Source organism: Paraburkholderia adhaesiva (assembly GCF_021390575.1).
Classification (GTDB): Bacteria; Pseudomonadota; Gammaproteobacteria; order Burkholderiales; family Burkholderiaceae; genus Paraburkholderia; species Paraburkholderia adhaesiva.
Genome location: NZ_JAJEJQ010000001.1, coordinates 2,663,680 through 2,685,799, shown reverse-complemented (window position 1 = coordinate 2,685,799; position 22,120 = coordinate 2,663,680). Strand labels below are relative to the sequence as shown.

Genomic DNA, 22,120 nt, shown 5'->3' with positions numbered 1-22,120 from the left:
TGAAGCTGGATCAAAAACGGTGTGAAAAACGGCGTGTAGGGCCGTATGAGTAACGGTAGGACAGATCGGGCAAAAACCGGAGCAAAAAGCTGTCCGAAAAGCGGTACGGCAAACGCTACGAGACCAGTGGCGAGAACGGTCGCGAAAACCCGTCCGGAAAGCGGCGCGTTCAGTGCAACGCGCCCTGGCCGTGGCGCAGCTTCGCGGAAAACTGGGCCGCCGCGTCATCGGGCATGCGGCTCGCATGGATATGGGCGATGCGCCATTCGCCGCGCTCGTGGACCATCACGTAGGTCGTGAAGACCAGCTCGGGCACGGCGGCCGGATCCACGGGGCGATGCGCTTCCACGATTGCGTAGACCACGGTGCCGAGGCTGTCGTAGACGCGGATGTCGAGCGGCTCGATCGAAACCGGGTTCGCCTCGATCTGCGTCGCGAGACCCGCGCGGATGTTCGACAGACCGTGCAGATGGGCGCCGTTCGCACAGATGAAGCTCACGAATTCCTCGTCGATCCACAGGCCCATCAAGCTGTCGATATTGACTTCCGCGACGGCCTGGTAATACGCGTTGAGGGTGTCCGCGGCGGCTTCGAAGATGTGGGCAAAACGTGGCATGGCTCGTTGGTCTTGTGCGCCGGGGCGCGGGTTGGCGAATCGACACCTGATGCGGCTGTTGCGCGCATGCCGCTATCGCGAGGCATGCCTGTGAAGCTCGGCGTCGCGCGCGTGTCCCGGTGTGTGCGGTAGCGCGGGATGCCTGCGCGGCGCGCCTCGATCTCCCGCCCGACAGGCGCTCACCGCATGCGCCAGCGCGTCGCCGCGCTTTCAACCGGTTTCCGGGCCCGCTTCCTGGCCCATTTCCAGCCCTCGTGCAAAAGCCCTTTGCGACTAACGCTGGCCGAGCAACATGCCGCGAAGATCGCCGAACACCTGCTCAGGGCTCAGTTCGCGCAGGCAGTTCAGATGCCCCAGCGGGCACTCGCGCTGGAAACACGGGCTGCAGTCGAGGTGCAGCCATTGTACCTTTGCGAGTTCCGACAAGGGCGGAGTGTGGCGCGGGTCGGTCGACCCGTATAGCGCGACGAGCGGCCTGCGCAGCGCGGCGGCGACGTGCATCAACCCTGAATCGTTGGTGACCACGGCGTTTGCGCGCGAGATCAGCGCGCACGCTTCGCCGAGCGCGGTCTGGCCGCACAGGTTGCGCACGTTCGGTGCGCGGTCGGCGATGGCCTGCGCGAGCGGTGCGTCTTTCGGCGAGCCGAGCGCGACGATCTGCGCGTACGGGAACGACTGGCTCACCATCTGCGCGAGTGCCGCGAAATGCTCGGGCGGCCAGCGCTTGGCGGGGCCATATTCGGCGCCGGGGCAGAGCACGAGGAGCGGCACGCGCGTGTCGAGGTTAAAGCGCGCCGAGACGCGCGACGCCTCGTTCGGATCCGACTCGAGACGCGGCGCCGGCAGGTCGTCGGGAACGTTTGCGCCGGGGGCCCAGGCGAGCGCGGCATAGTGCTTGACCATCGGCGGCCGCTCGTCTTTCGGCGGATTCGCGTGGCGCACGTTCAGGAGGCCGTAGCGGCTCTCGCCCGTATAGCCGATGCGCAGCGGCACGTTCGCAAGCCACGGGATCAACGCAGACTTCAGCGAGTTCGGCAGCACGTAGGCGGCGTCATAGCGCACATCGCGCAAGTCGGCCGCGAGGTGCCAGCGGCTCAGCCATTGCAGCTTGCCGTGCGCGAGGTCGGTGGCGTAGACGTCGCGAATTTCGGGCATGCGTTCGAGCACCGGCGCGACCCACGTGGGCGCTACAGCATCGATCACGATGCGCGGGTGCAGTTTCACGAGCCGCGCAAAGAGCGGCTGCGCCATCAGTGCGTCACCGATCCAGTTCGGTGCGATTACCAGCGCGCGACGCATCGGGTGTCAGGGTCCGGAAATGGCAAAGATTCCGCGCGCGTTGGGCGCGTGGAATGCGGTTAGTGGGGAACGCGCCGCAGGGCGCGTCGTCGGGCCGCCCGCGGCTGATTGCCGGCGGGCGACGCCTGTGGCGTCACAAAGGCAGCGCAGAGCGAACGAACCGACATGCGCCAGGCGCGCCCATCAAGCGCCGTGTGGCTCAATGGCCGTGCACGACCTCGCCGTCACGCAGCTTGTAACGTGTGCCGCAGTATGGGCAGCGCGCTTCGCCATGCGTCACGTCGATGAAGACGCGCGGATGCGTGCTCCAGCGCGGCATCGACGGATTCGGGCAATACGCGGGCAGATCCTTGGCCGACAGTTCGACCAGCGGCATTTCCTTGATTTCGCTCATGAGGACAATTCTCGTGATGCTCGTTGTTAAGCCCATACGCTGCGGCAGTTCCAGAGTCCGCAGCGGGCAAACGATTATTTTAGCCTTATTTGGTGCCCGGACGGGCATTCGCGGGTGTTTATGTTGCGGCGCAATATGCCGGTCGGGTATCTCGCGTACGCGACGTGCAGGCGCGGGAGACGTGCACGCGAAGCGAGTTGGCAAAACAGCGCGCCAATAAACAGCAAAAAAGCAGGAAAAAAAGCAGGAAAAAAAGCTAAAAAAAGTCCGGGTGCCGCAGTGGCCGTCCAAATACAGGACATTCGCAGTTGCACGTCTCAGATCGACCTGGCAATCGGCTAAAATACCGGCTTCGCAATACTACGATGACGATGCTCGCGTTTGCCGGCAGTCGCTGGGTAGCGAGCCGCGACCCGGAGTAGCGTTAGATCCGGATCCCGCGCCATACTCGCGCCGTGACCGTGCCGTCCGTGCAGTCGCGCCGCTTGCGCTGTTCGAACCGCTTTTCGCAGCGGCGATCCGCACCATCCGCATCGTGTTGCCACCGCCTTCCCACCATCACGTACAGTCAAGCCCATGAACAAGGTTCTGCGTCTCTCCGATCTGATCTCCGAAGGCAAGCTTACGGCCAAGCGTGTGTTCATCCGCGCCGACCTGAACGTGCCGCAGGACGATCAGGGCAACATCACCGAAGACACCCGCGTGCGCGCCTCCGTGCCGGCCATCAAGGCCGCGCTCGACGCGGGTGCCGCCGTCATGGTCACGTCGCACCTCGGCCGTCCGACCGAAGGCGAATTCAAGCCGGAAGACTCGCTCGCGCCGGTCGCGAAGCGTCTGTCGGAACTGCTCGGCCGTGACGTGCCGCTCGTCGCGAACTGGGTCGAGAACGGCGTCAACGTGGCGCCGGGCAATGTCGTTCTGCTCGAGAACTGCCGCGTCAACAAGGGCGAGAAGAAGAACTCCGACGAGCTTTCGCAGAAAATGGCCAAGCTCTGCGACGTCTACGTGAACGACGCATTCGGCACCGCGCACCGCGCCGAAGCCACCACGTACGGCATCGCGAAGTTCGCGCCCGTCGCCTGCGCGGGCCCGCTGCTCGCCGCCGAACTCGACGCGCTCGGCAAGGCGCTCGGCGCGCCGAAGCGTCCGCTCGTGGCGATCGTCGCGGGCTCGAAGGTTTCGACCAAGCTCACCATCCTCAAGTCGCTCGCGGAGAAGGTGGACCAGCTGATCGTCGGCGGCGGTATCGCCAACACGTTCATGCTGGCGGCCGGTCTGAAAATCGGCAAGTCGCTCGCCGAAGCCGATCTGGTCGCTGAAGCGAAGACCATCATCGACGCAGCGCGTGCGCGCGGCGCGTCCGTACCGATCCCGAGCGACGTCGTGACCGCGAAGGAGTTCTCGCCGACCGCCAAGGCCGAAATCAAGGCAGTGGCCGACGTCGCCGACGACGACCTGATCCTCGACATCGGCCCGCAGACCGCCAAGGCACTCGCTTCGCAACTGGCGCAGGCCGGCACGATCGTGTGGAACGGTCCGGTGGGCGTGTTCGAATTCGACCAGTTCGGCAACGGCACGAAGACGCTTGCGGATGCCATCGCGAAGTCGCCGGCGTTCTCGATCGCTGGCGGCGGCGACACGCTTGCGGCCATTGCGAAGTACGGCATCCATGACAAGGTCAGCTATATTTCGACCGGTGGCGGCGCGTTCCTCGAATTCCTCGAGGGCAAGAAGCTGCCGGCTGTCGAGGTGCTCGAAACCCGGGCGGCTGGCTAAGTGGCACCGCGCCGCGCTGCGAAACCGGCCCGAGTGCGCGCCAAGCAGCGCACGGTGGCCGCAGCAGCGGGGCGCGTAGTACCCTCGGCACTGGCGGTGCATGCGCTGAACGCGTCTGAGTCGACCGCCACGCTTGCAACATCTACCACCGCCGCGACAGCCACGGCTGATGCGGCGCCGTCCGAAGCGCAGGCATCTGCGCTGGCGGACGCAAGTTTCCCGGCGGCGGCCGCGGACGCAGCGCGAGAAAGCGCATGCACAAACCGCGAGCACGCCGCACAGATGGCGCAGGCGCGCGAGGCCAGATCGTCCGATCCGGCCGCCGCGTCTCTCGCGCCGTCACACAAAGCGACGCCGGATCTCACCGGCGCGCGTCCCGGCAATGGCGCAGGTGCGCTTGACCCGGCTTGTCCTTCTCGCAGCGGCGTTTCTTCCAGCGATCCTTTCCAGACGAGGAGACTCATGCATCGCGCCACCAAGATTGTCGCCACCATCGGTCCGGCTTCCAGTACGCCGGACGTCCTGCTGCAAATGATTCACGCGGGACTGGACGTGGTGCGCCTCAACTTCTCGCACGGCACAGCGGACGACCACCGCCAGCGTGCCGAAACCGTGCGGGAGTGCGCCCGTCAGGCCGGTAGGGAGGTCGGGATCATGGCCGACCTGCAGGGCCCGAAGATTCGTGTCGGTAAATTCGAGAACGGCAAGACCACGCTCGAGCCCGGCAAGCCGTTCATCCTCGACGCCAACTGCGAACTCGGTAACGACGATCGCGTCGGCCTCGACTACAAGGACCTGCCGCGCGACCTGAGGCCCGGCGATGTGCTGCTGCTCAATGACGGCATCATCGTGCTCGACGTCGTGCGCGTGATCGGCAGCGAGATCCATACGGTCGTGAAAATCGGCGGCGACCTGTCGAACAACAAGGGCATCAACCGGCAGGGCGGCGGCCTCACGGCGCCAGCGCTGACGGCGAAAGACATGGAGGACATCCGCACGGCGCTCGCGCTCGGTGCGGACTACGTCGCCGTGTCGTTCCCGAAGAACGCCACCGACATGGAAATGTCGCGCCAACTCGCGAACATCGCGGGCGCGCCCTACGGCATCAAGCCGAAGATGATCGCGAAGATCGAGCGCGCCGAGGCCATTCCGGCGCTGCAGGAGATTCTCGATGCGTCGGACGGCATCATGGTTGCGCGCGGCGATCTCGCGGTCGAAGTCGGCAACGCCGCGGTGCCCGCGCTGCAAAAGCGCATGATCCGCATGGCGCGCGAGTCGAACAAGTTCGTCATCACCGCCACGCAGATGATGGAGTCGATGATCCACGCACCGGTGCCGACGCGCGCCGAGGTGTCGGACGTCGCAAACGCGGTGCTCGACGGCACCGACGCCGTGATGCTTTCGGCGGAGTCGGCGGCGGGCAAGTATCCGGTGCAGACCATCGAGGCGATGGCAGCGATCTGTCTCGAAGCCGAGAAGTCCGAGCAGTCCGAGCTCGACAAGGACTTTCTTGACCGGACTTTTGGACGTATCGATCAGTCGATCGCGATGGGCGCGCTGTTCACGGCGTTCCACCTCGGCGCGAAGGCGATCGTGGCGCTCACGGATTCGGGTTCGACCGCGCTGTGGATGTCGCGTCACTGGATCCATGTGCCGATCTTCGCGCTCACGCCGCGCACGGGCAGCGAGCGCGCCATGGCGCTCTACCGCAACGTCACGCCGCTGCATCTCGACACCAGCAGCGACCGCGACACGGCGCTCCAGCAGGCGATCGAGGTGGTGGTGAGCAAGGGCTATGCGTCGCGTGGTGACGTGGTCGTGCTGACCGTCGGCGAGCCGATGGGCCAGCCGGGCGGCACGAACACGCTGAAGATCGTGCGTGTCGGAGACGTGCTGTAACTGTGCGGCCTGGCTTCCTGGCACAAACGCTGGAACAAGCCGGGCCGCAGTCCGCACCGCATTTCGCATGATCGGGAGGCCGTGCGGCCCCTCTACCGGGCGGTCAGCTTGCTGTCAACGCGCTTTCAACGTTGACCGGTCACCATGACGCGCGGACAGGCCGATTTGATGCTGGTTACGTGATTCGGCCAGGGAGGGGCGCGGCTTCGCGATAAAATCTCGCCATTGAGCCCGCGGTGACCACGCGGGCAGCGGCCGCCAGGCCGCGCTCGACCGGCTACACGAGATGGCCGGCGACACACGGGATTTCGTTTTAAATCAAAGGAGTAGCACAATGCCTCTCGTTTCAATGCGACAACTGCTCGATCACGCGGCCGAGAACGGCTACGGTCTGCCGGCGTTCAACGTGAACAATCTGGAGCAGGTCCAGGCCATCATGGCCGCGGCTGACCAGGTCGGCGCGCCGGTGATCATGCAGGCGTCGGCGGGCGCGCGCAAATATGCAGGCGAGGCGTTCCTGCGCCACCTGATCGAAGCGGCGGTCGAGTCGTATCCGCATATTCCGGTCGTGATGCACCAGGACCACGGCCAGTCGCCGGCGGTCTGCATGGCAGCGATCAAGAGCGGCTTCACGAGCGTGATGATGGACGGCTCGCTCGAAGCAGACGGCAAGACCGTGGCGTCGTATGAGTACAACGTGGACGTGTCGAGGAAGGTTATCGAAGTGGCGCACTCGATCGGTATCACGGTCGAAGCGGAACTGGGCGTGCTCGGTTCGCTGGAAACGATGAAGGGCGACAAGGAAGACGGTCACGGCGCCGACGGCACGATGACGCGCGAGCAACTGCTGACCGATCCGGAGCAGGCCGCCGACTTCGTGAAGCTCACGCAGTGCGATGCACTGGCGATTGCGATCGGCACCTCGCACGGCGCGTACAAGTTTTCGAAGAAGCCCACGGGCGACATCCTGTCGATCCAGCGCATCAAGGAAATCCACGCCCGCATTCCGAACACGCACCTCGTGATGCACGGTTCGTCGTCGGTGCCGCAGGAACTGCTCGCGGAAATCCGCGAATTCGGCGGCGACATGAAGGAAACCTACGGCGTGCCGGTCGAGGAAATCCAGGAAGGCATCCGTCACGGCGTGCGCAAAATCAACATCGACACGGACCTGCGTCTCGCAATCACGGGCGCGATCCGTCGCTACATGTTCGAGAATCCGTCGAAGTTCGACCCGCGCGACTACCTGAAGCCGGCCCGCGAAGCCGCGAAGAAGGTCTGCGTCGATCGTTATCTGGCGTTCGGCTGCGAAGGCCAGGCAGGCAAGATCAAGCCGGTCTCGCTCGACAAGATCGCCGAGAAGTACAAGTCGGGCGAACTCGCGCAGATCGTTCGCTGACGCGACGCGCCACCGCCGTGTTGCTCATCCGTCCGGCAGGGCGGGACGGGCGCCACGGCGGGTGCAAAGTTTTGCATCAGGCGCTGCAGGATCGTCGCCGTCTCCGCCAGGCTGGGGAACGGCGACTGGCTTTTTGATTTACCCTATCAGTCCACGTTTGGTCCGGATTTCCGCCGGTCCCGCCACGTTTTTATAGCGAATCACGACGATGTCTACCCTTTACGAATCCACGCTTCGCTCGCTGCCGCTCCTCGGCCGCGGCAAGGTCCGCGACAACTATGCCGTTGGCAACGACAAGCTGCTGATCGTCACGACCGACCGTCTGTCGGCGTTCGACGTCATCATGGGCGAGCCGATTCCGCGCAAGGGCCAGGTGCTGAACCAGATGGCGAACTTCTGGTTCGAAAAGCTCGAGCACGTCGTGCCGAACCATCTGACGGGCGTCGATCCGGAAACGGTCGTCGCCGCCGATGAAGTCGCACAGGTGAAGGGCCGCGCGGTCGTCGTGAAGCGCCTCGAGCCGATCCTCGTCGAGGCGGTCGTGCGCGGCTATCTGGCGGGCAGCGGCTGGAAGGACTACCAGGCGACCGGCGCCGTGTGCGGCGTCGAACTGCCGCCGGGCCTGCAAAACGCGCAGAAGCTGCCCGAGCCGATTTTCACGCCGGCAGCGAAGGCCGAAATGGGCCACCACGACGAGAACATCACGTACGAAGAGATGGAGCGCCGCATCGGCACCGAACTCTCGCGCACGATCAAGGAAATCTCGATCAAGCTGTACAAGGAAGCGGCCGATTACGCTGCCACGCGCGGCATCATCATCGCCGACACGAAGTTCGAATTCGGTCTCGACAACCACGGCCAGCTGTATCTGATGGACGAGGCGCTCACCGCCGACTCGTCGCGTTTCTGGCCCGCCGACCAGTATCAGGTCGGCTCGAATCCGCCGTCGTTCGACAAGCAGTTCGTGCGCGACTGGCTCGAAACCCAGAACTGGGCGAAGGAGCCGCCCGCGCCGAAGCTGCCCGACGAGGTGATCGAGAAGACGTCCGCGAAGTATCAGGAGGCGCTCGAGCGCCTCACCGGCCAGAAGCTGGTCTGATCTCTGGCTTGACTGGGTTCGATGCGCGCTTGCCGCGCATCACTGCAAAAAGCGCAGTAAAAAGCGCGGCAAATTCGCGGCGACAATCGCGGGAAAAGGAAGGAAATGAGCGAAGTACAGACGGCTCACCAGCACGCGGCGCCGCTCGTCGGCGTGCTGATGGGTTCCAGCTCCGACTGGGAAACGATGAAGCAGGCGGTCGCGATCCTGCAGGAGTTCGGCGTCGCTTATGAAGCGAAGGTCGTCTCGGCGCACCGCATGCCCGACGAGATGTTCGAGTACGCCGAAAAGGCCCGCGAGCGCGGCCTGCGCGCGATCATCGCGGGCGCGGGCGGGGCGGCGCATCTGCCGGGCATGCTGGCCGCCAAGACCACCGTGCCGGTGCTGGGCGTGCCTGTCGCGAGCAAGTACCTGAAGGGCGTCGATTCGCTCCATTCGATTGTGCAGATGCCCAAGGGCGTGCCGGTCGCGACTTTCGCCATCGGCGAGGCGGGCGCGGCCAATGCGGCGCTCTTCGCCGTGTCGATCCTGAGCGGGACCGACAGCGACTACGCGAACAAGCTCGCTGCTTTCCGCGTGCGCCAGAACGAAGCCGCGCACGCGATGGTGTTGCCGGCGCTGTAAGCGCCATCGTCGGGGCAGGGCAGGACGCCCCGCTTCGACGTTAAACCCCGGCCTCGCCCGTGCGCTCTCTCGCGCCCTGGCAGCCGCGACCGATCACTGAAATGACCCCTGACAACACTCCGGTTTCACCGATCCTGCCCGGCGCCTGGCTTGGCATGGTGGGTGGCGGCCAGCTCGGCCGCATGTTCTGTTTTGCCGCCCAGGCGATGGGCTATCGCGTCGCCGTGCTCGATCCGGATCCGGCGAGCCCGGCTGGCACCGTGGCCGACCGCCATCTGCGCGCCGCCTACGACGACGAAGCCGCGCTGACCGAACTCTCGCGCCTTTGCGCGGCCGTTTCGACCGAGTTCGAGAACGTGCCCGCCGCGAGCCTCGACGCGCTCGCCCGATCGACCTTCGTGAGCCCCATGGGCCGCTGCGTGGCCGTGGCGCAGGACCGCATCGCCGAGAAGCGCTTCATCGTTGCCGCCGGCGTGCCGGTTGCACCGCATGTGGTGATCGAGTCGTCGCAGGCGCTCGCCTCCATGGACGACGATGCGATCGCCGCCGTGCTGCCGGGCATTCTCAAGACCGCGCGGCTCGGCTATGACGGCAAGGGCCAGGTGCGCGTCGGCAACGCTGCCGAAGTGCGCGAGGCGCATGCGTCGCTCGGCGGCGTGCCGTGCGTGCTGGAAAAGCGCCTGCCGCTGAAGTTCGAGGTGTCGGCGCTGATCGCGCGCGGCATCAACGGCGCGAGCGCCGTCTATCCGCTCGCGCAGAACACGCACCGTAACGGCGTGCTTTCGCACACCATCGTTCCCGCGCCCGACGCGAGCCCCGCGCTCGTCCAGCAGGCGCAGCAGGCGGCGATGCAGATCGCGGCGAAGCTCGGCTATGTCGGCGTGCTGTGCGTGGAATTCTTCATCCTCGAGGACGGCTCGCTCGTCGCCAACGAAATGGCGCCGCGTCCGCACAACTCGGGTCACTACACGGTCGATGCCTGCGCGACCGGCCAGTTCGAGCAGCAGGTGCGCGCGATGACCGGCATGCCGCTCGGCGACACACGCCAGCACTCGCCGGCCGTGATGCTGAACATCCTCGGCGACGTGTGGTTCCCGTGCGCTGTCGGTGAGGCGAAACCGCAGAAAGGCGCCGCGCCCGTTCCGCCGCCGTGGGACCAGGTGGCCGCGATGCCGGCTGCACGTCTGCATCTGTATGGCAAGGAAGAAGCGCGCGTTGGCCGCAAGATGGGCCACGTGAATTTCACGGCGCCGACGCTCGACGAAGCGCGCGCAGCCGCGCGCGAGTGCGCACGTTTGCTGCACATCGCCACGAGTTGAGGTTGGCTGACTCCATGACCGTGCAGCACGATTCCACCAACGTCACCGATGCCGTGATCGAACAGGCCGCCGCGCTGCTCGATGCGGGTGAACTCGTCGCGTTCCCGACGGAGACCGTGTACGGGCTCGGCGCCGACGCGGCAAACCCCGACGCCGTCGCGCGAATCTACGCGGCCAAGGGTCGGCCGGCGAATCATCCGGTGATCGTGCATCTGCCGCCGGGCGGCGATCCGCAGTACTGGGCCGCCGAGTGGCCTGAAGCGGCACAGAAGCTCGTCGATGCCTTCTGGCCCGGCCCGCTCACGCTGATCGTCAAGCGCCATCCGCGCATCCCCGACGCGGTGAGTGGCGGTCAGGATTCGGTCGGCCTGCGCTGCCCGTCGCATCCGGTCGCGCAGAAGTTGCTCGCTGCGTTTTCGCAACGACGCGGCGGTCACGGCGGCGTCGCGGCGCCTTCGGCGAACCGCTTCGGCCATGTCAGCCCGACCACGGCGCAGCACGTTCGCGATGAGTTCGGCTCGTCCGTGTATGTGCTGGACGGTGGTGCGAGCGACGTCGGCATCGAATCGACGATTCTCGATCTCTCGCGTGGTTTTCCGGCGCTCCTGCGGCCGGGGCATGTCACGCCGCACGATATCGCGCGCGTGCTCGGCGAAGCACCGCGACTGCCTGACGGATCGGATGCCACGGCGCCTCGCGCGTCGGGTACGCTCAAGGCGCACTACGCGCCGCGCACGCCGCTCGCGCTGCTGCCGTTCGAGGCGCTGGAGCCCATGCTGACTGCCGCGCGTGCGAACGGCGAGTCGGTGGCGCTCGTGGCCCGCGCCTCGCGTTCGGGTGCCTGGGCGAGTGCACCGGACGTGCATTTCATCGCCGCGCCCGAGGATCCGCAAGTCTATGCGCGCGAGCTTTATGGCTTGCTGCGCGCGCTCGATCGCGCAAACGTCGCGCGCATCCTGATCGAGAAGCTCCCCGAAACGATCGAATGGATCGCCGTGAACGACCGGCTCGGACGCGCCGCCGCGGCGTTTGAGGCGCAGCAGGACTGATCGCATTCCGCGTTCCGCCGCGTTTCTGTCGCATTACGCGGCGGGCATCGTCAATCTTTCTGGCTGAAACAAGAAAACGCCCCGCTGCCTGAACGGCGAGCGGGGCATTTGAGTCGCGCCCGGCGCGTTGCGCCGGACGCGGACTGCATGCGCCGGAATCCCGGCGCGCTGCCTGGCTCCTGTTAGCCCCTGATGTTGTTTTCGGTCACGTTCGCGTCTACGCACGAACTGGCCGGTGCGGGTTGTTCAGCATGCAACCGCGCAGCCCATTCGGGTGGCGCGAACAACGCGGCGAAGCGACTGCGCCAGTCGGGCATCTGCGCGAAGTCGTGCGCCATCGATAGCCATTCGTGGAACGTCGCTTTCAGCGGGTTGTAACTGTGGAGCGGCTCGACGATGCCGTATTCAGGCGGGTCGTTCTCGTCTTCTTCGACGTAGCTGCCGAATAGCCTGTCCCATATCACCAGTACTCCTGCGTAATTCCGATCGATGTAGCGGTCGTTACGCGCGTGGTGCACGCGATGTATCGACGGTGTGTTGAGCACGTATTCGAGCCAGCCGAGCTTGCCGACCACTTCGGTGTGGACAAAGAACTGAAACGCCAGATTGACGAGCACGATGGCGACGATCTGCATCGGCGTGAAGCCGATTACGGCGAGCGGAATCCAGAACACCCACATTCCCGCGACGGGATACATGAGGCTCTGCCGGAATGCCGTGGAAAGGTTGAGCCGCTCCGACGAGTGATGAACGACGTGCGCGGCCCAGAGCCAGCGCACGCGATGGCTCGCGCGATGAAACACGTAGTAGAGGAAGTCCTGCGCGACGAACAGCACGAGCCATGCGACCCACCCCGGCTGCCACGAGACGATGCGCCAGTGCTGGTAGACGTAAGCGTAGACGGGAATGGCCACGAGCCACGCGAGCTTGTCGGCGCCCTGGTGCATCAAGGCGAGCGTAGCGTTGCATAGCGTGTCTGCCCAGGTATAGAGCGCGGCGCCGGGTCGCGTGCGTGCGAGATACCAGGCTTCCCAGGCGATGAAGGAGAGAAAGACAGGGGCGAGTGCAAGCAGCAGCAATTCGGCATCGAACCGCACGTGTGGCCTCCTCTTCGTCCCGGTGGTGGCAGTGCTGTGAAGCACCGCCCTTGTTGTCTCTTGTCTGTTGTTGCGCGGCTGCGCCGCTTTTTGCGTTCCGGGGCGCATCGCGTGCGCGCCGCCGGAAGATGCCCATCAGGGTACACGTCTAATACGTGCCGGAGGCGGGGCTTTGCTAGAGGGAGACTTCGGTCTGCTGCACGAAGTCGATCCGCACTTTCAATGGCCGCCGCGGCGCTGGGGGTTTTTACGGATGTGCTTCGCGACGCGCTTCGGATGTGCCTCTACGTACACCGGAGACTCTTCGGGCATGCCCTTATAGATCCACTCGAGCAGCGCGTCATGGGCCTCGCGTGCGGCCTCCGCGCGCGGGTCGTTGATGATGCTCACGACGATCCACGTTTCGCCGGTCTGAGAAGCAACGTAGCCCGCGATCGCGCGCACGTCGCGCAGCGTACCGGTCTTGATGTGCGCGTTGCCGAGCACGTCCGCGTTCGTGAGTCTATTGCGCATCGTTCCGTCGACGCCTGCCACCGGCAGCGAGTCGACGAACGGCTGCGCGACCGGGCTCGCGTTCGCGGCCTGGAGCAGGTTCGCAAGCGAGAGGGCGCTGATGTGCTCGTCGCGCGAAAGGCCACAACCGTTGTCGAGCACGAGTTCGGGCGCGGAGATGCCGCTCTTGCGCAGGAACGTCGTGACGGCAGCAGCGGCCTTCGCGGTTGTCGCGGGTCGCTTGCCTGCCTCGGCACCTAGCGTGAGGAACAGATTGCGCGCCATCACGTTGTTGCTGAACTTGTTGATGTCGTGCACGACATCCGCGAGTGGCGGGCTTTGATGAATCGCGATGAGGCGTGCGCCCGGTGGCACGACACCGTCGTGGACCGCGCCGTTGAAGGTGCCGCCCGTCTGCTGCCACAGTGCGAGGAAACCATCGGCGAAGAACGTACTGTGATCGACGGGCGCAGCCATGTTGAGCGTGCGCTCGCCGCATCGCATCGCGTAGCTGCCGCCGAAGCTCGCCGTCACGAGGCCGTTCGCGCCTGGCGCGATCTGCGGTGACGGCAGCATGCCGCCGCACTTGCCGCCGCGTTCGTGGAGCTGGTTGTCGATCTGCCATTGCGCAACCGGCGGCACGACGTCGATCGAGACGCCTCCGTTCGACGGCGCGAACGTGAACGACACCGCCTTGAACGCATACATCAACGCGTCGGGGCCGACGTTGTAGGGGGCGCTGGCGTCGTCGTCGAAGGGTGGCAGATCGCGCGTCGAAGCGTCGAATTCGCTCTTGTCGAGCACGAGCGTGCCGTCGATACGGGCGATGCCCGCCGCGTGGATTTTCTGTACGAGATCGATCAGCTCTTCTGGCACGAGCTTCGGATCGCCCGTGCCCTTGATGTAGAGATTGCCGTGCAGTGTTCCGGCGGCATCCACGCTGCCATCGGTGAACGCGCTCGTTTTCCAGCGGTAGTCGGGCCCGAGCATCGCGAGGCCGGTCCAGGTCGTGACGAGCTTCATCGTCGAGGCGGGCATCATCGGCTGTCCCGCGTTGACGGCCACGCTTGGCTGGCGGTCGCCGATCTTTTCGATCACCACGCTCACCGCCGACAGCGGCACATGGGCGCGTTCGAGGCCTGCCATCACCGTGGGCGGCAGCACGGTGCTGACGTTGACCGAAGGCAAGCGCGCTTCTGCGGGCTGCGCTTGCGCGGCGGGCATGGCGACGCAGGCCGTTGCGACGGCCGCGCAGGCAATCCTGATCGCGAATGCGGTGCGCGTGGCGGCTGGCACGGCAGCGCTCGCGGTGGCGCGCTCGTGGCTCGGTGTCGCGCGGCGGAGCAAAGCGCCAAGTCGGGATAGCGAAAGGGGCCGCGTGATCGGCAGCAAATCGGACAGTGAACTGAACAGTGATGCGGGCAGCATGTAGAGCGTCTGACGAATAGGTGCGTTGCGGGCGGTGCGGCTGGCGCCTGGCTCGCGCGCGGCGTCCCAGGGACACGACCGACGGTGCGAGGCGCCGCCGTGCGCGTGCACGAAAACGGGCGCGCAGCGCGACGCCAGACGCATGTCACAAGGCTATCGCGCATCACCGCGCCGCGCCGCGCGCCGCAAAAGGGCTCATTGTAAAGACCTGGCGTGACGCGCGCGCGTATTGCGACAACAAAGCCGGCGCCGCGAACGCCAGTTGGCGCGGTGGCGGGACCCGCGCGCTAAAATGCACGCATTGCCTGAACTCCGGAGCGAGGCGGCGCACCGCGTTGCCATTTCATTACGATGCGAATATTGCTAGTCGAAGATGACCGCATGATCGCCGAGGGCGTGCGCAAGGCGCTGCGCGGCGACGGATTCGCAGTCGACTGGGTCCAGGACGGCGAGTCCGCGCTCTCCGCCGTGACCGGAGAGCCTTACGATCTGCTGCTGCTCGATCTGGGCCTGCCCAAACGGGATGGGCTCGAAGTACTGCGCATGCTGCGCGCGCGCGGCCTCTCGCTGCCGGTACTGATCCTCACGGCACGCGACGCGATCGCCGACCGCGTGAAGGGTCTCGATGCCGGCGCCGACGACTATCTCGTCAAACCCTTCGATCTCGACGAACTCGGCGCGCGCATGCGCGCGCTGATCCGCCGCCAGTCGGGCCGCAGCGACTCGACGATTCGCTACGGCTCCATCACGCTAGATCCGGCGTCCCACCAGGTGACGCAGAACGGTGTGCCTATTGCGTTGTCGGCGCGCGAGTTCGCGCTGCTCGAAGCGCTGCTCGCACGGCCGGGCGCGGTGCTCTCGAAGAACCAGCTCGAAGAGAAGATGTACGGCTGGGGCGAGGAGATCGGCAGCAACACCGTCGAGGTGTATATCCACGCCTTGCGCAAGAAGCTCGGCGCCGACCTGATCCGCAATGTGCGCGGACTGGGCTACATGATCGCGAAAGACGCGTGATGCGAGCCGCTCTGCATGGGATGGGACCAAGCGCTGAAGCGCCAACCCTGATCGACAGCTTTGCATGGGATGGGACCAGGCGCTAAAGCGCCAGGTCCCATCGACAGGAGATTCACGCGCCGATGAGTTCCATCCGACGACAACTGCTGTTCTGGCTGCTCGCGATCGTGGTCGCGGGTGTTGGGCTCGCGGGCTGGCTGATCTATCGCCAGGCGCTCGCAGAAGCCAACGAACTGTTCGATTACCAGCTGCAGGAGATCGCCGCGGCACTGCCCTCCAGATCGTTCAACGCGATTCTCAGCTCGAACGACACCGGCGACGAAGGCATCGTGCTGCAGATCTGGAACCGCAATGGCGTGCTGATGTACTACTCGCATCCGCGGGCGCCGCTCGCGCCGCATGCGGAACTCGGCTTCTCGACCGAGCACACCGACCGCGGCGACTGGCGCGTGTATGGCGCGATCGTCGGGGACAATGTCGTGCAGCTCGCGCAGCCCATCTCGGTGCGCAACCGTCTTGCGGCGAACGTCGCGCTGCGCACGCTATGGCCGCTGATCGTGCTGCTTCCGTTTCTCGGACTCGCCGTCTGGCTCGTGGTGGGCCGCGGGCTCGCGCCGCTCTCGCGCGTCGCACGCGCGCTCGACACGCGCCATCCCGAAGCGCTCGATCCGTTGCCGGAGCAACGGCTGCCGCGCGAGGTGACCCCGCTCGTGCACGCGCTGAATGCGCTGCTCGACCGTCTCGCGAAGGCTCGCGATACACAAAAGGCTTTCGTCGCGGATGCCGCACACGAACTTCGCACGCCGCTCGCCGCCGTGCAGATCCAGGCGCAACTGGTTGCGCGCGCAAAGGACGATGAAACGCGCCGCGAAGCGCTCACCGATTTGCAGGCGGGCATCATGCGCGCGACGCGGCTCGCCGAACAACTGCTCGCGCTCGCGCGCTCCGAACCCGATGGCCACGGGCGTATGCAGGACGTCGATCTGCATGCGCTCGTCAGCGATTGCGTCGCGGCTTACGCGAGCGTCGCGCAGCAGCGCGGTGTCGATCTGGGCATCGAAGAAAGCGCCCAGGCGTCGGTGCACGGCGACGCCGGCGCGCTGCGCGTGATGTTCAACAACCTGCTCGATAACGCCACGAAATACACGCCGGGCGGCGGCCGCGTCGATGTGGCCCTGCGCGTGGACGACGGCCATCCGCTCGTGCGCATCGCCGATAGCGGTCCGGGCATTCCAGTCGGGGAGCGCGCGCGGGTGTTCGATCGTTTTTATCGCGTCGGCGAGGGCGCGTCGCGCGCGCGTACGGACGTCGCCGGAACCGGTCTTGGACTCGCGATCGTGCGCCGCATCGCGGATCAGCACGACGCGACGATCACGCTCGGCGACTCGCCGGCGGGCGGTCTGCAGGTCGACGTGCGTTTCTGATGCCGGCCGGAAACGCCTTCGCGCGGTACGGCGCGTGCTTAAGTCTCCTTTAAGTGATGCCACGTAGTCTTCATGGCGTATCCACCGTATCCCGCTTCAAGGAACCTGCTATGAACGCAAAAGTCTTTACTCGCAGTGCCGTGGCGATTGCCATTGCCGCCGCGTTGTCGGCGGGCTACGTGGCCGGACACCGCGACGTCCCCGCGCCTGAAGTCATCACGGCTGCGCAGGCAGCGATGATGCCCGCGGAAGCTGCCGCCAAGACCGGCATTCCCGATTTCTCGGGCCTCGTTGAAACCTACGGCCCCGCGGTCGTCAACATCAGCGCCAAGCACGAGGTCAAGCGGACCGCGATGCGCAACAGCGGCGCGCGGCAACTCCCGATCGATCCGTCCGATCCGTTCTACCAGTTCTTCAAGCGTTTCTACGGCGGCGTGCCGGGCCAGGGCGGCGGCAACGGCGGTGATGGCGGCGACGGCGGTGGCGATGACGGCGGCCAGGCCGACACGCCGAGCACGAGCCTCGGCTCGGGCTTCGTCCTCAGCGCCGATGGCTACATCCTGACGAATGCGCACGTCGTGGACGGCGCAAACGTCGTGACCGTGAAGCTCACCGACAAGCGCGAATTCAAGGCGAAAGTCGTCGGCGCGGACAAGCAGTCGGATGTCGCTGTGCTCAAGATCGACGCGAAGGATCTGCCGACCGTGAAGATCGGCGATCCGCGCCAGAGCAAGGTCGGCCAGTGGGTCGTGGCGATCGGCTCGCCTTACGGCTTCGACAACACCGTGACATCGGGCATCATCAGCGCGAAGTCGCGCACGCTGCCTGACGAGAACTACACGCCGTTCATCCAGACCGACGTGCCGGTGAACCCCGGCAACTCGGGTGGCCCGCTCTTCAATATGCAGGGCGAAGTGATTGGCATCAACTCGATGATCTACTCGCGTACGGGCGGCTTCCAGGGCCTGTCGTTCGCGATCCCGATCGACGAGGCGATCAAGGTCAAGGACGACCTCGTCAAGACCGGACACGTGAGCCGTGGCCGTCTCGGCGTGGCGGTGCAGTCGATGAACCAGACGCTCGCCAATTCGTTCGGTATGGACAAGCCGCACGGCGCACTCGTCAGCTCGGTCGACGCGGACGGTCCGGCAGCGAAGGCCGGCCTGAAGCCGGGTGACGTGATCCTTTCGGTGAATGGCCAGGCGATCGACGATTCGACCGTTCTGCCGTCGGTGATCGCGGGCATCAAGCCGGGCACCAAGGCTGACCTCCAGGTCTGGCGCGACAAGTCGACGAAGAATGTGACGGCGACGATCGGCGCGCTCGGCGACAAGAAGGTCGCTTCGGCCGATACGCCAGAAGCGCAGACGCAAGGGCGTCTCGGCGTCGCGGTGCGTCCGCTCACGCCGGAAGAGAAGAGCAGCGGCTCGGTCGATCACGGCCTCGTCGTCGAGCAGGCTGGCGGCGCGGCGGCGAACGCCGGCATCCAGCAGGGCGACGTGATCCTCGCGGTGAACGGCCGTCCGGTGACGAGCGCCGATCAGCTAAAGAAGATGATCGCGGACGCCGGCAACAGCATCGCACTCCTGATCCAGCGCGATAACGCGCAGATCTTCGTACCGGTCGATCTCGGCTGATTCTGCCCCTTATCTGTCCCCCACGGTCCGGCTACGCGCCGGACCGCTCTTCGCGTCTAGCGAAACGCTGCCGCCGTTGGCCCTGGGCCCGGCGGCAGTGTCGTTTTGGGCGGCTGTTGCCACGGCCTCGGCCTGTTGGCAGTGCGAACAGGCTTTTGCCGTGACATCGCATGCCTGACCCTCATTTGAAGCCTCGATCTCCGAAACGTGTTCACGATTCCGATGAGTCGCGCACGCGTTTTGCGCAGTTATGTCGTCTGGTTACATCCGAAAGGAGCATGACGATGAAGACATCCCTGAATTCGCGACACATCGCTACGGTGCTGCTCGCCGCGGCGTCTGCGCTCGGGATGGCGGGCACGGCGGCGGCGCAGCAAAACAGCGCCAGCGGCGTCGTTGGCGGCTCGACCACCGACAACACCAGCGCAGGCAACACCCACGGCACGGGCATGCCGCAGATCCAGCAACAGGGCGGTGTGTCGTTCGTCTCGGGCGGCGTCGGCCTGGATGAGTCACAGGCGCTGCGCAGTGCCGCGAGCGATTGGCCGCTTTCCCTGCGCTTCACTGCAACCGGCGGCGAGTTTCTTGCCGACGTCCACGTCACGATCACCGACGCCCAGGGCACGAGCGTCCTCGACACCACATCGCGCGGGCCCTACATGCTCGTGAAGGTGCCACCGGGCCGCTATTCGGTTCATGTGAGCCATGCAGACGTTTCGAAGACGAGCGCGGTCACGGTGACCGCGAGCGGTAACGCGCGCGCTGCATTCACCTGGTAAAAACCCTGCGGCCGAGGAACTGCCGGCGTGTGTGGGTTCGTTCGGGTGCCCACGCGCGCCGCCGAAGTTTGCGCAATCCGCCGAAGTTTCGTCGATAATGAAGTCGTGGGCACACTGCGGCGCGGGCCGCTGAATGCCCACGACGAGGAGCGCAGTGCGCAAGGCGCGGGGCGCGAACACGGGCCGGGCGTGGCACGACCAGCCGGCCCAGGCGGGGGCGCCTTGAGGCGTTGCCACGATCAGTCAGGGAGCCGGACATGGCGGTCGATCCAGACGCCGATCATCGAATCGATATTGTCGCGAACCGTCATCGCGTGCGCGTGATTCACGGGGGCATCACCATTGCCGACACACACGCGGCGCTGACGCTTTCCGAAACCGGTTACTCCGACGTTTTCTACTTTCCGCGCAGCGACGTGAACATGGCGCGGCTCGAGCGTTCGACACGCACGTCGCGCTGCCCGTACAAGGGCGAGGCGTCGTATTTCCATCTGCACACCGAAGATGGGCGTGTCGATGATGTCGCCTGGACGTATGAGGCACCGCTCGACAGTGTGAGCAGTATCAAGGGCTATCTGGCGTTTTACGCTTCGCGCGTTGACCGGATCGATCAGACATCCTGACCGGATGTCGCGCAACGCGCCGGCAGAGGAGCCGCCATGGAACTGAACGACGCATTACGCATTCCACTTGCGCCGTCCGTTGTCTGGGATGCGCTGCAGGACAGCGCGCTGGTGCGCGCGAGCGTGGAACATTGCGAGTCGTTCCGTCGTCTTGCGCCGGGCGAATACGCGCTGACGCTCACCGTACCGCTCGGACCACTGCGCGCGCGCTATGAAGTGCGCGCCCACATCGCTAACGATGCGGGTGTGGTGCCGCTTGCGCCGCGTCGCGTGCTGAGCTTTCGTGCGCGAGCCGACGGTATCGGATCGCTGCGCGGCCAGATCGACGTTGCGCTGCGTGCCGACGATCACCCTGGCGGCCCGGCGGGCATCCGCAGTTGCATGAGCACGCGTATCGACTACTCGGTTTGGGCGACGCTCACGGGGCCGCTCGCCGACCTGCCGCCGCGCCAGCTCGAAAATGCACTGCACGAAGTCGCTGATGACTTCTTCTCGGAGTTCTGCGCCGTCGTCGAGGCGAAGCATGGCAAGGGGCCGAACCGCGCGTCGGGGAAGGAACCGCGCCGCACGCATGTGTTTCTGCGGCCGATCAGCCTCGCGGGCGTGGCACGGCGCGCGCACCTGCTGCCGCAGCATTACGGCGGCACGTTGAGCGGCCGCGCGGCGAGCACGCTACATCACGAGACCACGCCGCACGCCATGCCGAACTGGGCGTGGGCCGCGTTGATTTTCTTCGTCGCGCTGTTGTTCTACGTGGCGCGGCGTTTCACCGGCGGCTGAAGCGCGGACTGTTTGCGGACTATTCGCGTGCTGCAGTGCGGCGGGGGTTCTGGTGCTGCCGACGTTCGCCGTTGGCGGCCAGGTAGCACGCAGCGTCCGGAATATCGCTAACGTACCTCGCAAGCACTGCGAACCGCACGAGCGATCCGGACCGCGACGATCCCTCCTTTTGAGCCTGACTCCCTCGCCTCATGCGCCGCGGAATTCGCGCCGCCACGATGACGGTGTCGTGTTGAACGCCTCCACGAAATGCTGACGCAGCGACGCGGCAGAACCGAAGCCCGCGCGCTGCGCGATGGCGTCGATCGGCTGGTCGGTGGTTTCCAGCAATTGCTGCGCGCGTGCGAGCCGCTCGCCGAGCAGCCAGCCGCTCACCGTCGAGCCGGTCGTCAGCCGGAATTGACGCGTGAACGTCCGGCGGCTCATCAACGCGCGTTGCGCGAGCGAGTCGAGTGTGTGCGGCGCGTCGAGATGCGCGCGGATCCAGTCGAGCAGTTCCGCGAGCCGGTCGCGGCGCCCCTCCGGTGCAACCGGCTGCTGGACGAACTGAGCCTGGTTGCCCTGCCGGTGCGGCGGCACAACAAGCCGCCGCGCGACGTAGTTCGCAGCGGCCGTGCCGCACAGCCGCCGCATCAGGTGCAGGCAGCAGTCGAGTCCCGCTGCGGTGCCCGCCGAGGTCAGCACGTCACCGTCGTCGACATAGAGCACATCCGGGTCGAAGCGCACGTGCGGGAAGCGCTGCGCGAACGTATCGGCTGCAAGCCAGTGCGTCGTCGCAGGGCGGCCGTCGAGCAGGCCAGTATCCGCAAGCACGAACGCGCCAAGGCACAACCCGACGAGAATCGCGCCGCGTGCATGGGCTTCGCGCAGCGCGTCGCTTAGCGCGACCGGTGGCGGCTCCGTGGTGTTGCGCCAGCTGGGGACGATGACCACGTCGGCGTCGGATAGCGCATCGAGTCCGTGCGTCGTGCCGATCGTAAAGCCTGCCGTGGTCGTGAGCGGGCCAGGCTCTGATGCGCAGACGCGCAGCTCGAACGCTGGCACGTCCGATTCGGCCCCGTCCTCGCCAAATACGACGCACGGCACCGAAAGGTGGAATGGGCTCATGCGGTCGAACGCAATCACTGCGATGCGGTGCGGCGAGGGCGCTTCGGCGCGATTATCCGTGGAGCGAGGTACGGCGGGCATGGCGAGCCTTCTGCATTTGGGCTGGACGGCGGACTTCCGGTTTGAACGTTGGACGAATGGCCCGATTTTAGCGAAAGTTGTCATTCGGGCCACTGTCAGGGGCTCGGGCTGAACGCAACAATGACTCCATCGCAGCCATGCCGTCGAAAGGCCATCCGATGCTGCACCCGACCACCTCGCTAAC

At 65.8% G+C, this 22,120-nt stretch carries 20 protein-coding genes; 14 read left to right on the top strand and 6 right to left on the bottom strand.

The annotated features are described in order from the left end of the window. Positions 1–169: 169 nt before the first annotated feature. The 3 genes from L0U80_RS12200 to L0U80_RS12190 form a co-directional block, all read right to left on the bottom strand. Complete coding sequence (locus L0U80_RS12200) at positions 170–616, bottom strand: nuclear transport factor 2 family protein (RefSeq protein ID WP_233864421.1); 447 nt, start codon at positions 614–616, stop codon at positions 170–172. Positions 617–889: 273 nt separating this feature from the next. Further along, positions 890–1,915 (bottom strand): lipopolysaccharide heptosyltransferase II, encoded by a 1,026-nt coding sequence (gene waaF / locus L0U80_RS12195; protein WP_233864419.1) that lies wholly within the window; start codon positions 1,913–1,915, stop codon positions 890–892. Between the two features lie 199 nt (positions 1,916–2,114). Continuing rightward, positions 2,115–2,309 carry a zinc-finger domain-containing protein gene (locus L0U80_RS12190; protein WP_124149412.1) on the bottom strand — a complete coding sequence of 65 codons (195 nt, stop codon included), beginning with the start codon at positions 2,307–2,309 and terminating at the stop codon, positions 2,115–2,117. Between the two features lie 576 nt (positions 2,310–2,885). Here L0U80_RS12190 and L0U80_RS12185 point away from each other — a divergent pair. The 7 genes from L0U80_RS12185 (at position 2,886) to L0U80_RS12155 (ending at position 11,474) form a co-directional block, all read left to right on the top strand. After that, a complete protein-coding gene (locus L0U80_RS12185) occupies positions 2,886–4,085 on the top strand; it encodes a phosphoglycerate kinase (protein ID WP_233864416.1) in 1,200 nt (399 codons plus the stop codon). Positions 4,086–4,547: 462 nt separating this feature from the next. Then, complete coding sequence (pyk, locus tag L0U80_RS12180; RefSeq protein ID WP_233864413.1) at positions 4,548–5,984, top strand: pyruvate kinase; 1,437 nt, start codon at positions 4,548–4,550, stop codon at positions 5,982–5,984. A 334-nt stretch (positions 5,985–6,318) separates the two neighbouring features. Then, positions 6,319–7,383, top strand: a complete 1,065-nt coding sequence (gene fba / locus L0U80_RS12175) for a class II fructose-bisphosphate aldolase (protein WP_233864410.1) — start codon at positions 6,319–6,321, stop codon at positions 7,381–7,383. A gap of 208 nt (positions 7,384–7,591) precedes the next feature. After that, entirely contained in the window at positions 7,592–8,482 is an 891-nt protein-coding gene (locus L0U80_RS12170; protein ID WP_233864408.1) for a phosphoribosylaminoimidazolesuccinocarboxamide synthase, read from the top strand. A 105-nt stretch (positions 8,483–8,587) separates the two neighbouring features. Beyond that, entirely contained in the window at positions 8,588–9,106 is a 519-nt protein-coding gene (purE, locus tag L0U80_RS12165) for a 5-(carboxyamino)imidazole ribonucleotide mutase (protein WP_233864407.1), read from the top strand. A gap of 101 nt (positions 9,107–9,207) precedes the next feature. Then, on the top strand, positions 9,208–10,425 hold the full coding sequence (locus tag L0U80_RS12160) for a 5-(carboxyamino)imidazole ribonucleotide synthase (RefSeq protein WP_233864406.1): 1,218 nt from the start codon (positions 9,208–9,210) through the stop codon (positions 10,423–10,425). Positions 10,426–10,439: 14 nt separating this feature from the next. Then, a complete protein-coding gene (locus tag L0U80_RS12155) occupies positions 10,440–11,474 on the top strand; it encodes an L-threonylcarbamoyladenylate synthase (RefSeq protein WP_233865908.1) in 1,035 nt (344 codons plus the stop codon). A gap of 182 nt (positions 11,475–11,656) precedes the next feature. Here L0U80_RS12155 and L0U80_RS12150 read toward each other — a convergent pair whose 3' ends face one another. Beyond that, entirely contained in the window at positions 11,657–12,571 is a 915-nt protein-coding gene (locus tag L0U80_RS12150) for a sterol desaturase family protein (RefSeq protein WP_233864405.1), read from the bottom strand. 219 nt (positions 12,572–12,790) lie between these two features. Beyond that, positions 12,791–14,359 carry a D-alanyl-D-alanine carboxypeptidase/D-alanyl-D-alanine endopeptidase gene (gene dacB / locus L0U80_RS12145; protein WP_444544280.1) on the bottom strand — a complete coding sequence of 523 codons (1,569 nt, stop codon included), beginning with the start codon at positions 14,357–14,359 and terminating at the stop codon, positions 12,791–12,793. Between dacB and L0U80_RS12140 the strand changes: the two genes are divergently transcribed. From L0U80_RS12140 to L0U80_RS12110, 7 genes are all read left to right on the top strand, one after another. Next, entirely contained in the window at positions 14,286–14,495 is a 210-nt protein-coding gene (locus L0U80_RS12140) for a hypothetical protein (RefSeq protein ID WP_233864401.1), read from the top strand. The two genes, dacB and L0U80_RS12140, sit on opposite strands and share 74 nt — an antisense overlap. 347 nt (positions 14,496–14,842) lie before the next feature. Then, positions 14,843–15,505 (top strand): response regulator, encoded by a 663-nt coding sequence (locus tag L0U80_RS12135; protein WP_233864399.1) that lies wholly within the window; start codon positions 14,843–14,845, stop codon positions 15,503–15,505. A gap of 122 nt (positions 15,506–15,627) precedes the next feature. Continuing rightward, the gene (locus L0U80_RS12130; RefSeq protein WP_233864397.1) at positions 15,628–16,929 is read left to right on the top strand and encodes an ATP-binding protein; all 1,302 of its coding nucleotides are present in this window, start codon (positions 15,628–15,630) and stop codon (positions 16,927–16,929) included. Between the two features lie 110 nt (positions 16,930–17,039). Continuing rightward, positions 17,040–18,566 carry a DegQ family serine endoprotease gene (locus L0U80_RS12125; RefSeq protein ID WP_233864387.1) on the top strand — a complete coding sequence of 509 codons (1,527 nt, stop codon included), beginning with the start codon at positions 17,040–17,042 and terminating at the stop codon, positions 18,564–18,566. 284 nt (positions 18,567–18,850) lie between these two features. Next, on the top strand, positions 18,851–19,345 hold the full coding sequence (locus L0U80_RS12120; protein ID WP_233864385.1) for a carboxypeptidase-like regulatory domain-containing protein: 495 nt from the start codon (positions 18,851–18,853) through the stop codon (positions 19,343–19,345). A gap of 257 nt (positions 19,346–19,602) precedes the next feature. Further along, entirely contained in the window at positions 19,603–19,968 is a 366-nt protein-coding gene (locus L0U80_RS12115; protein ID WP_233864383.1) for a DUF427 domain-containing protein, read from the top strand. 36 nt (positions 19,969–20,004) lie between these two features. Beyond that, a complete protein-coding gene (locus tag L0U80_RS12110) occupies positions 20,005–20,748 on the top strand; it encodes an SRPBCC family protein (RefSeq protein ID WP_233864381.1) in 744 nt (247 codons plus the stop codon). Between the two features lie 189 nt (positions 20,749–20,937). Here L0U80_RS12110 and L0U80_RS12105 read toward each other — a convergent pair whose 3' ends face one another. Further along, positions 20,938–21,936: a helix-turn-helix domain-containing protein gene (locus L0U80_RS12105; RefSeq protein WP_233864378.1), complete on the bottom strand. Its 999-nt coding sequence runs from the start codon at positions 21,934–21,936 to the stop codon at positions 20,938–20,940. Positions 21,937–22,120 lie beyond the last annotated feature (184 nt).

Bases quoted from the DNA above. Each gene is read 5' to 3' on its own strand.
- L0U80_RS12110 (WP_233864381.1), top strand. From the start codon at position 20,005: ATGGAACTGAACGACGCATTACGCATTCCACTTGCGCCGTCCGTTGTC.
- L0U80_RS12130 (WP_233864397.1), top strand. From the start codon at position 15,628: ATGAGTTCCATCCGACGACAACTGCTGTTCTGGCTGCTCGCGATCGTG.
- L0U80_RS12185 (WP_233864416.1), top strand. From the start codon at position 2,886: ATGAACAAGGTTCTGCGTCTCTCCGATCTGATCTCCGAAGGCAAGCTT.
- pyk (WP_233864413.1), top strand. From the start codon at position 4,548: ATGCATCGCGCCACCAAGATTGTCGCCACCATCGGTCCGGCTTCCAGT.
- fba (WP_233864410.1), top strand. From the start codon at position 6,319: ATGCCTCTCGTTTCAATGCGACAACTGCTCGATCACGCGGCCGAGAAC.
- L0U80_RS12200 (WP_233864421.1), bottom strand. From the start codon at position 616: ATGCCACGTTTTGCCCACATCTTCGAAGCCGCCGCGGACACCCTCAAC.
- L0U80_RS12170 (WP_233864408.1), top strand. From the start codon at position 7,592: ATGTCTACCCTTTACGAATCCACGCTTCGCTCGCTGCCGCTCCTCGGC.
- purE (WP_233864407.1), top strand. From the start codon at position 8,588: ATGAGCGAAGTACAGACGGCTCACCAGCACGCGGCGCCGCTCGTCGGC.
- L0U80_RS12105 (WP_233864378.1), bottom strand. From the start codon at position 21,936: ATGCCCGCCGTACCTCGCTCCACGGATAATCGCGCCGAAGCGCCCTCG.
- L0U80_RS12155 (WP_233865908.1), top strand. From the start codon at position 10,440: ATGACCGTGCAGCACGATTCCACCAACGTCACCGATGCCGTGATCGAA.
- L0U80_RS12190 (WP_124149412.1), bottom strand. From the start codon at position 2,309: ATGAGCGAAATCAAGGAAATGCCGCTGGTCGAACTGTCGGCCAAGGAT.
- L0U80_RS12160 (WP_233864406.1), top strand. From the start codon at position 9,208: ATGACCCCTGACAACACTCCGGTTTCACCGATCCTGCCCGGCGCCTGG.
- L0U80_RS12120 (WP_233864385.1), top strand. From the start codon at position 18,851: ATGAAGACATCCCTGAATTCGCGACACATCGCTACGGTGCTGCTCGCC.
- L0U80_RS12115 (WP_233864383.1), top strand. From the start codon at position 19,603: ATGGCGGTCGATCCAGACGCCGATCATCGAATCGATATTGTCGCGAAC.
- L0U80_RS12125 (WP_233864387.1), top strand. From the start codon at position 17,040: ATGAACGCAAAAGTCTTTACTCGCAGTGCCGTGGCGATTGCCATTGCC.
- waaF (WP_233864419.1), bottom strand. From the start codon at position 1,915: ATGCGTCGCGCGCTGGTAATCGCACCGAACTGGATCGGTGACGCACTG.
- L0U80_RS12140 (WP_233864401.1), top strand. From the start codon at position 14,286: ATGGCGACGCAGGCCGTTGCGACGGCCGCGCAGGCAATCCTGATCGCG.
- L0U80_RS12135 (WP_233864399.1), top strand. From the start codon at position 14,843: ATGCGAATATTGCTAGTCGAAGATGACCGCATGATCGCCGAGGGCGTG.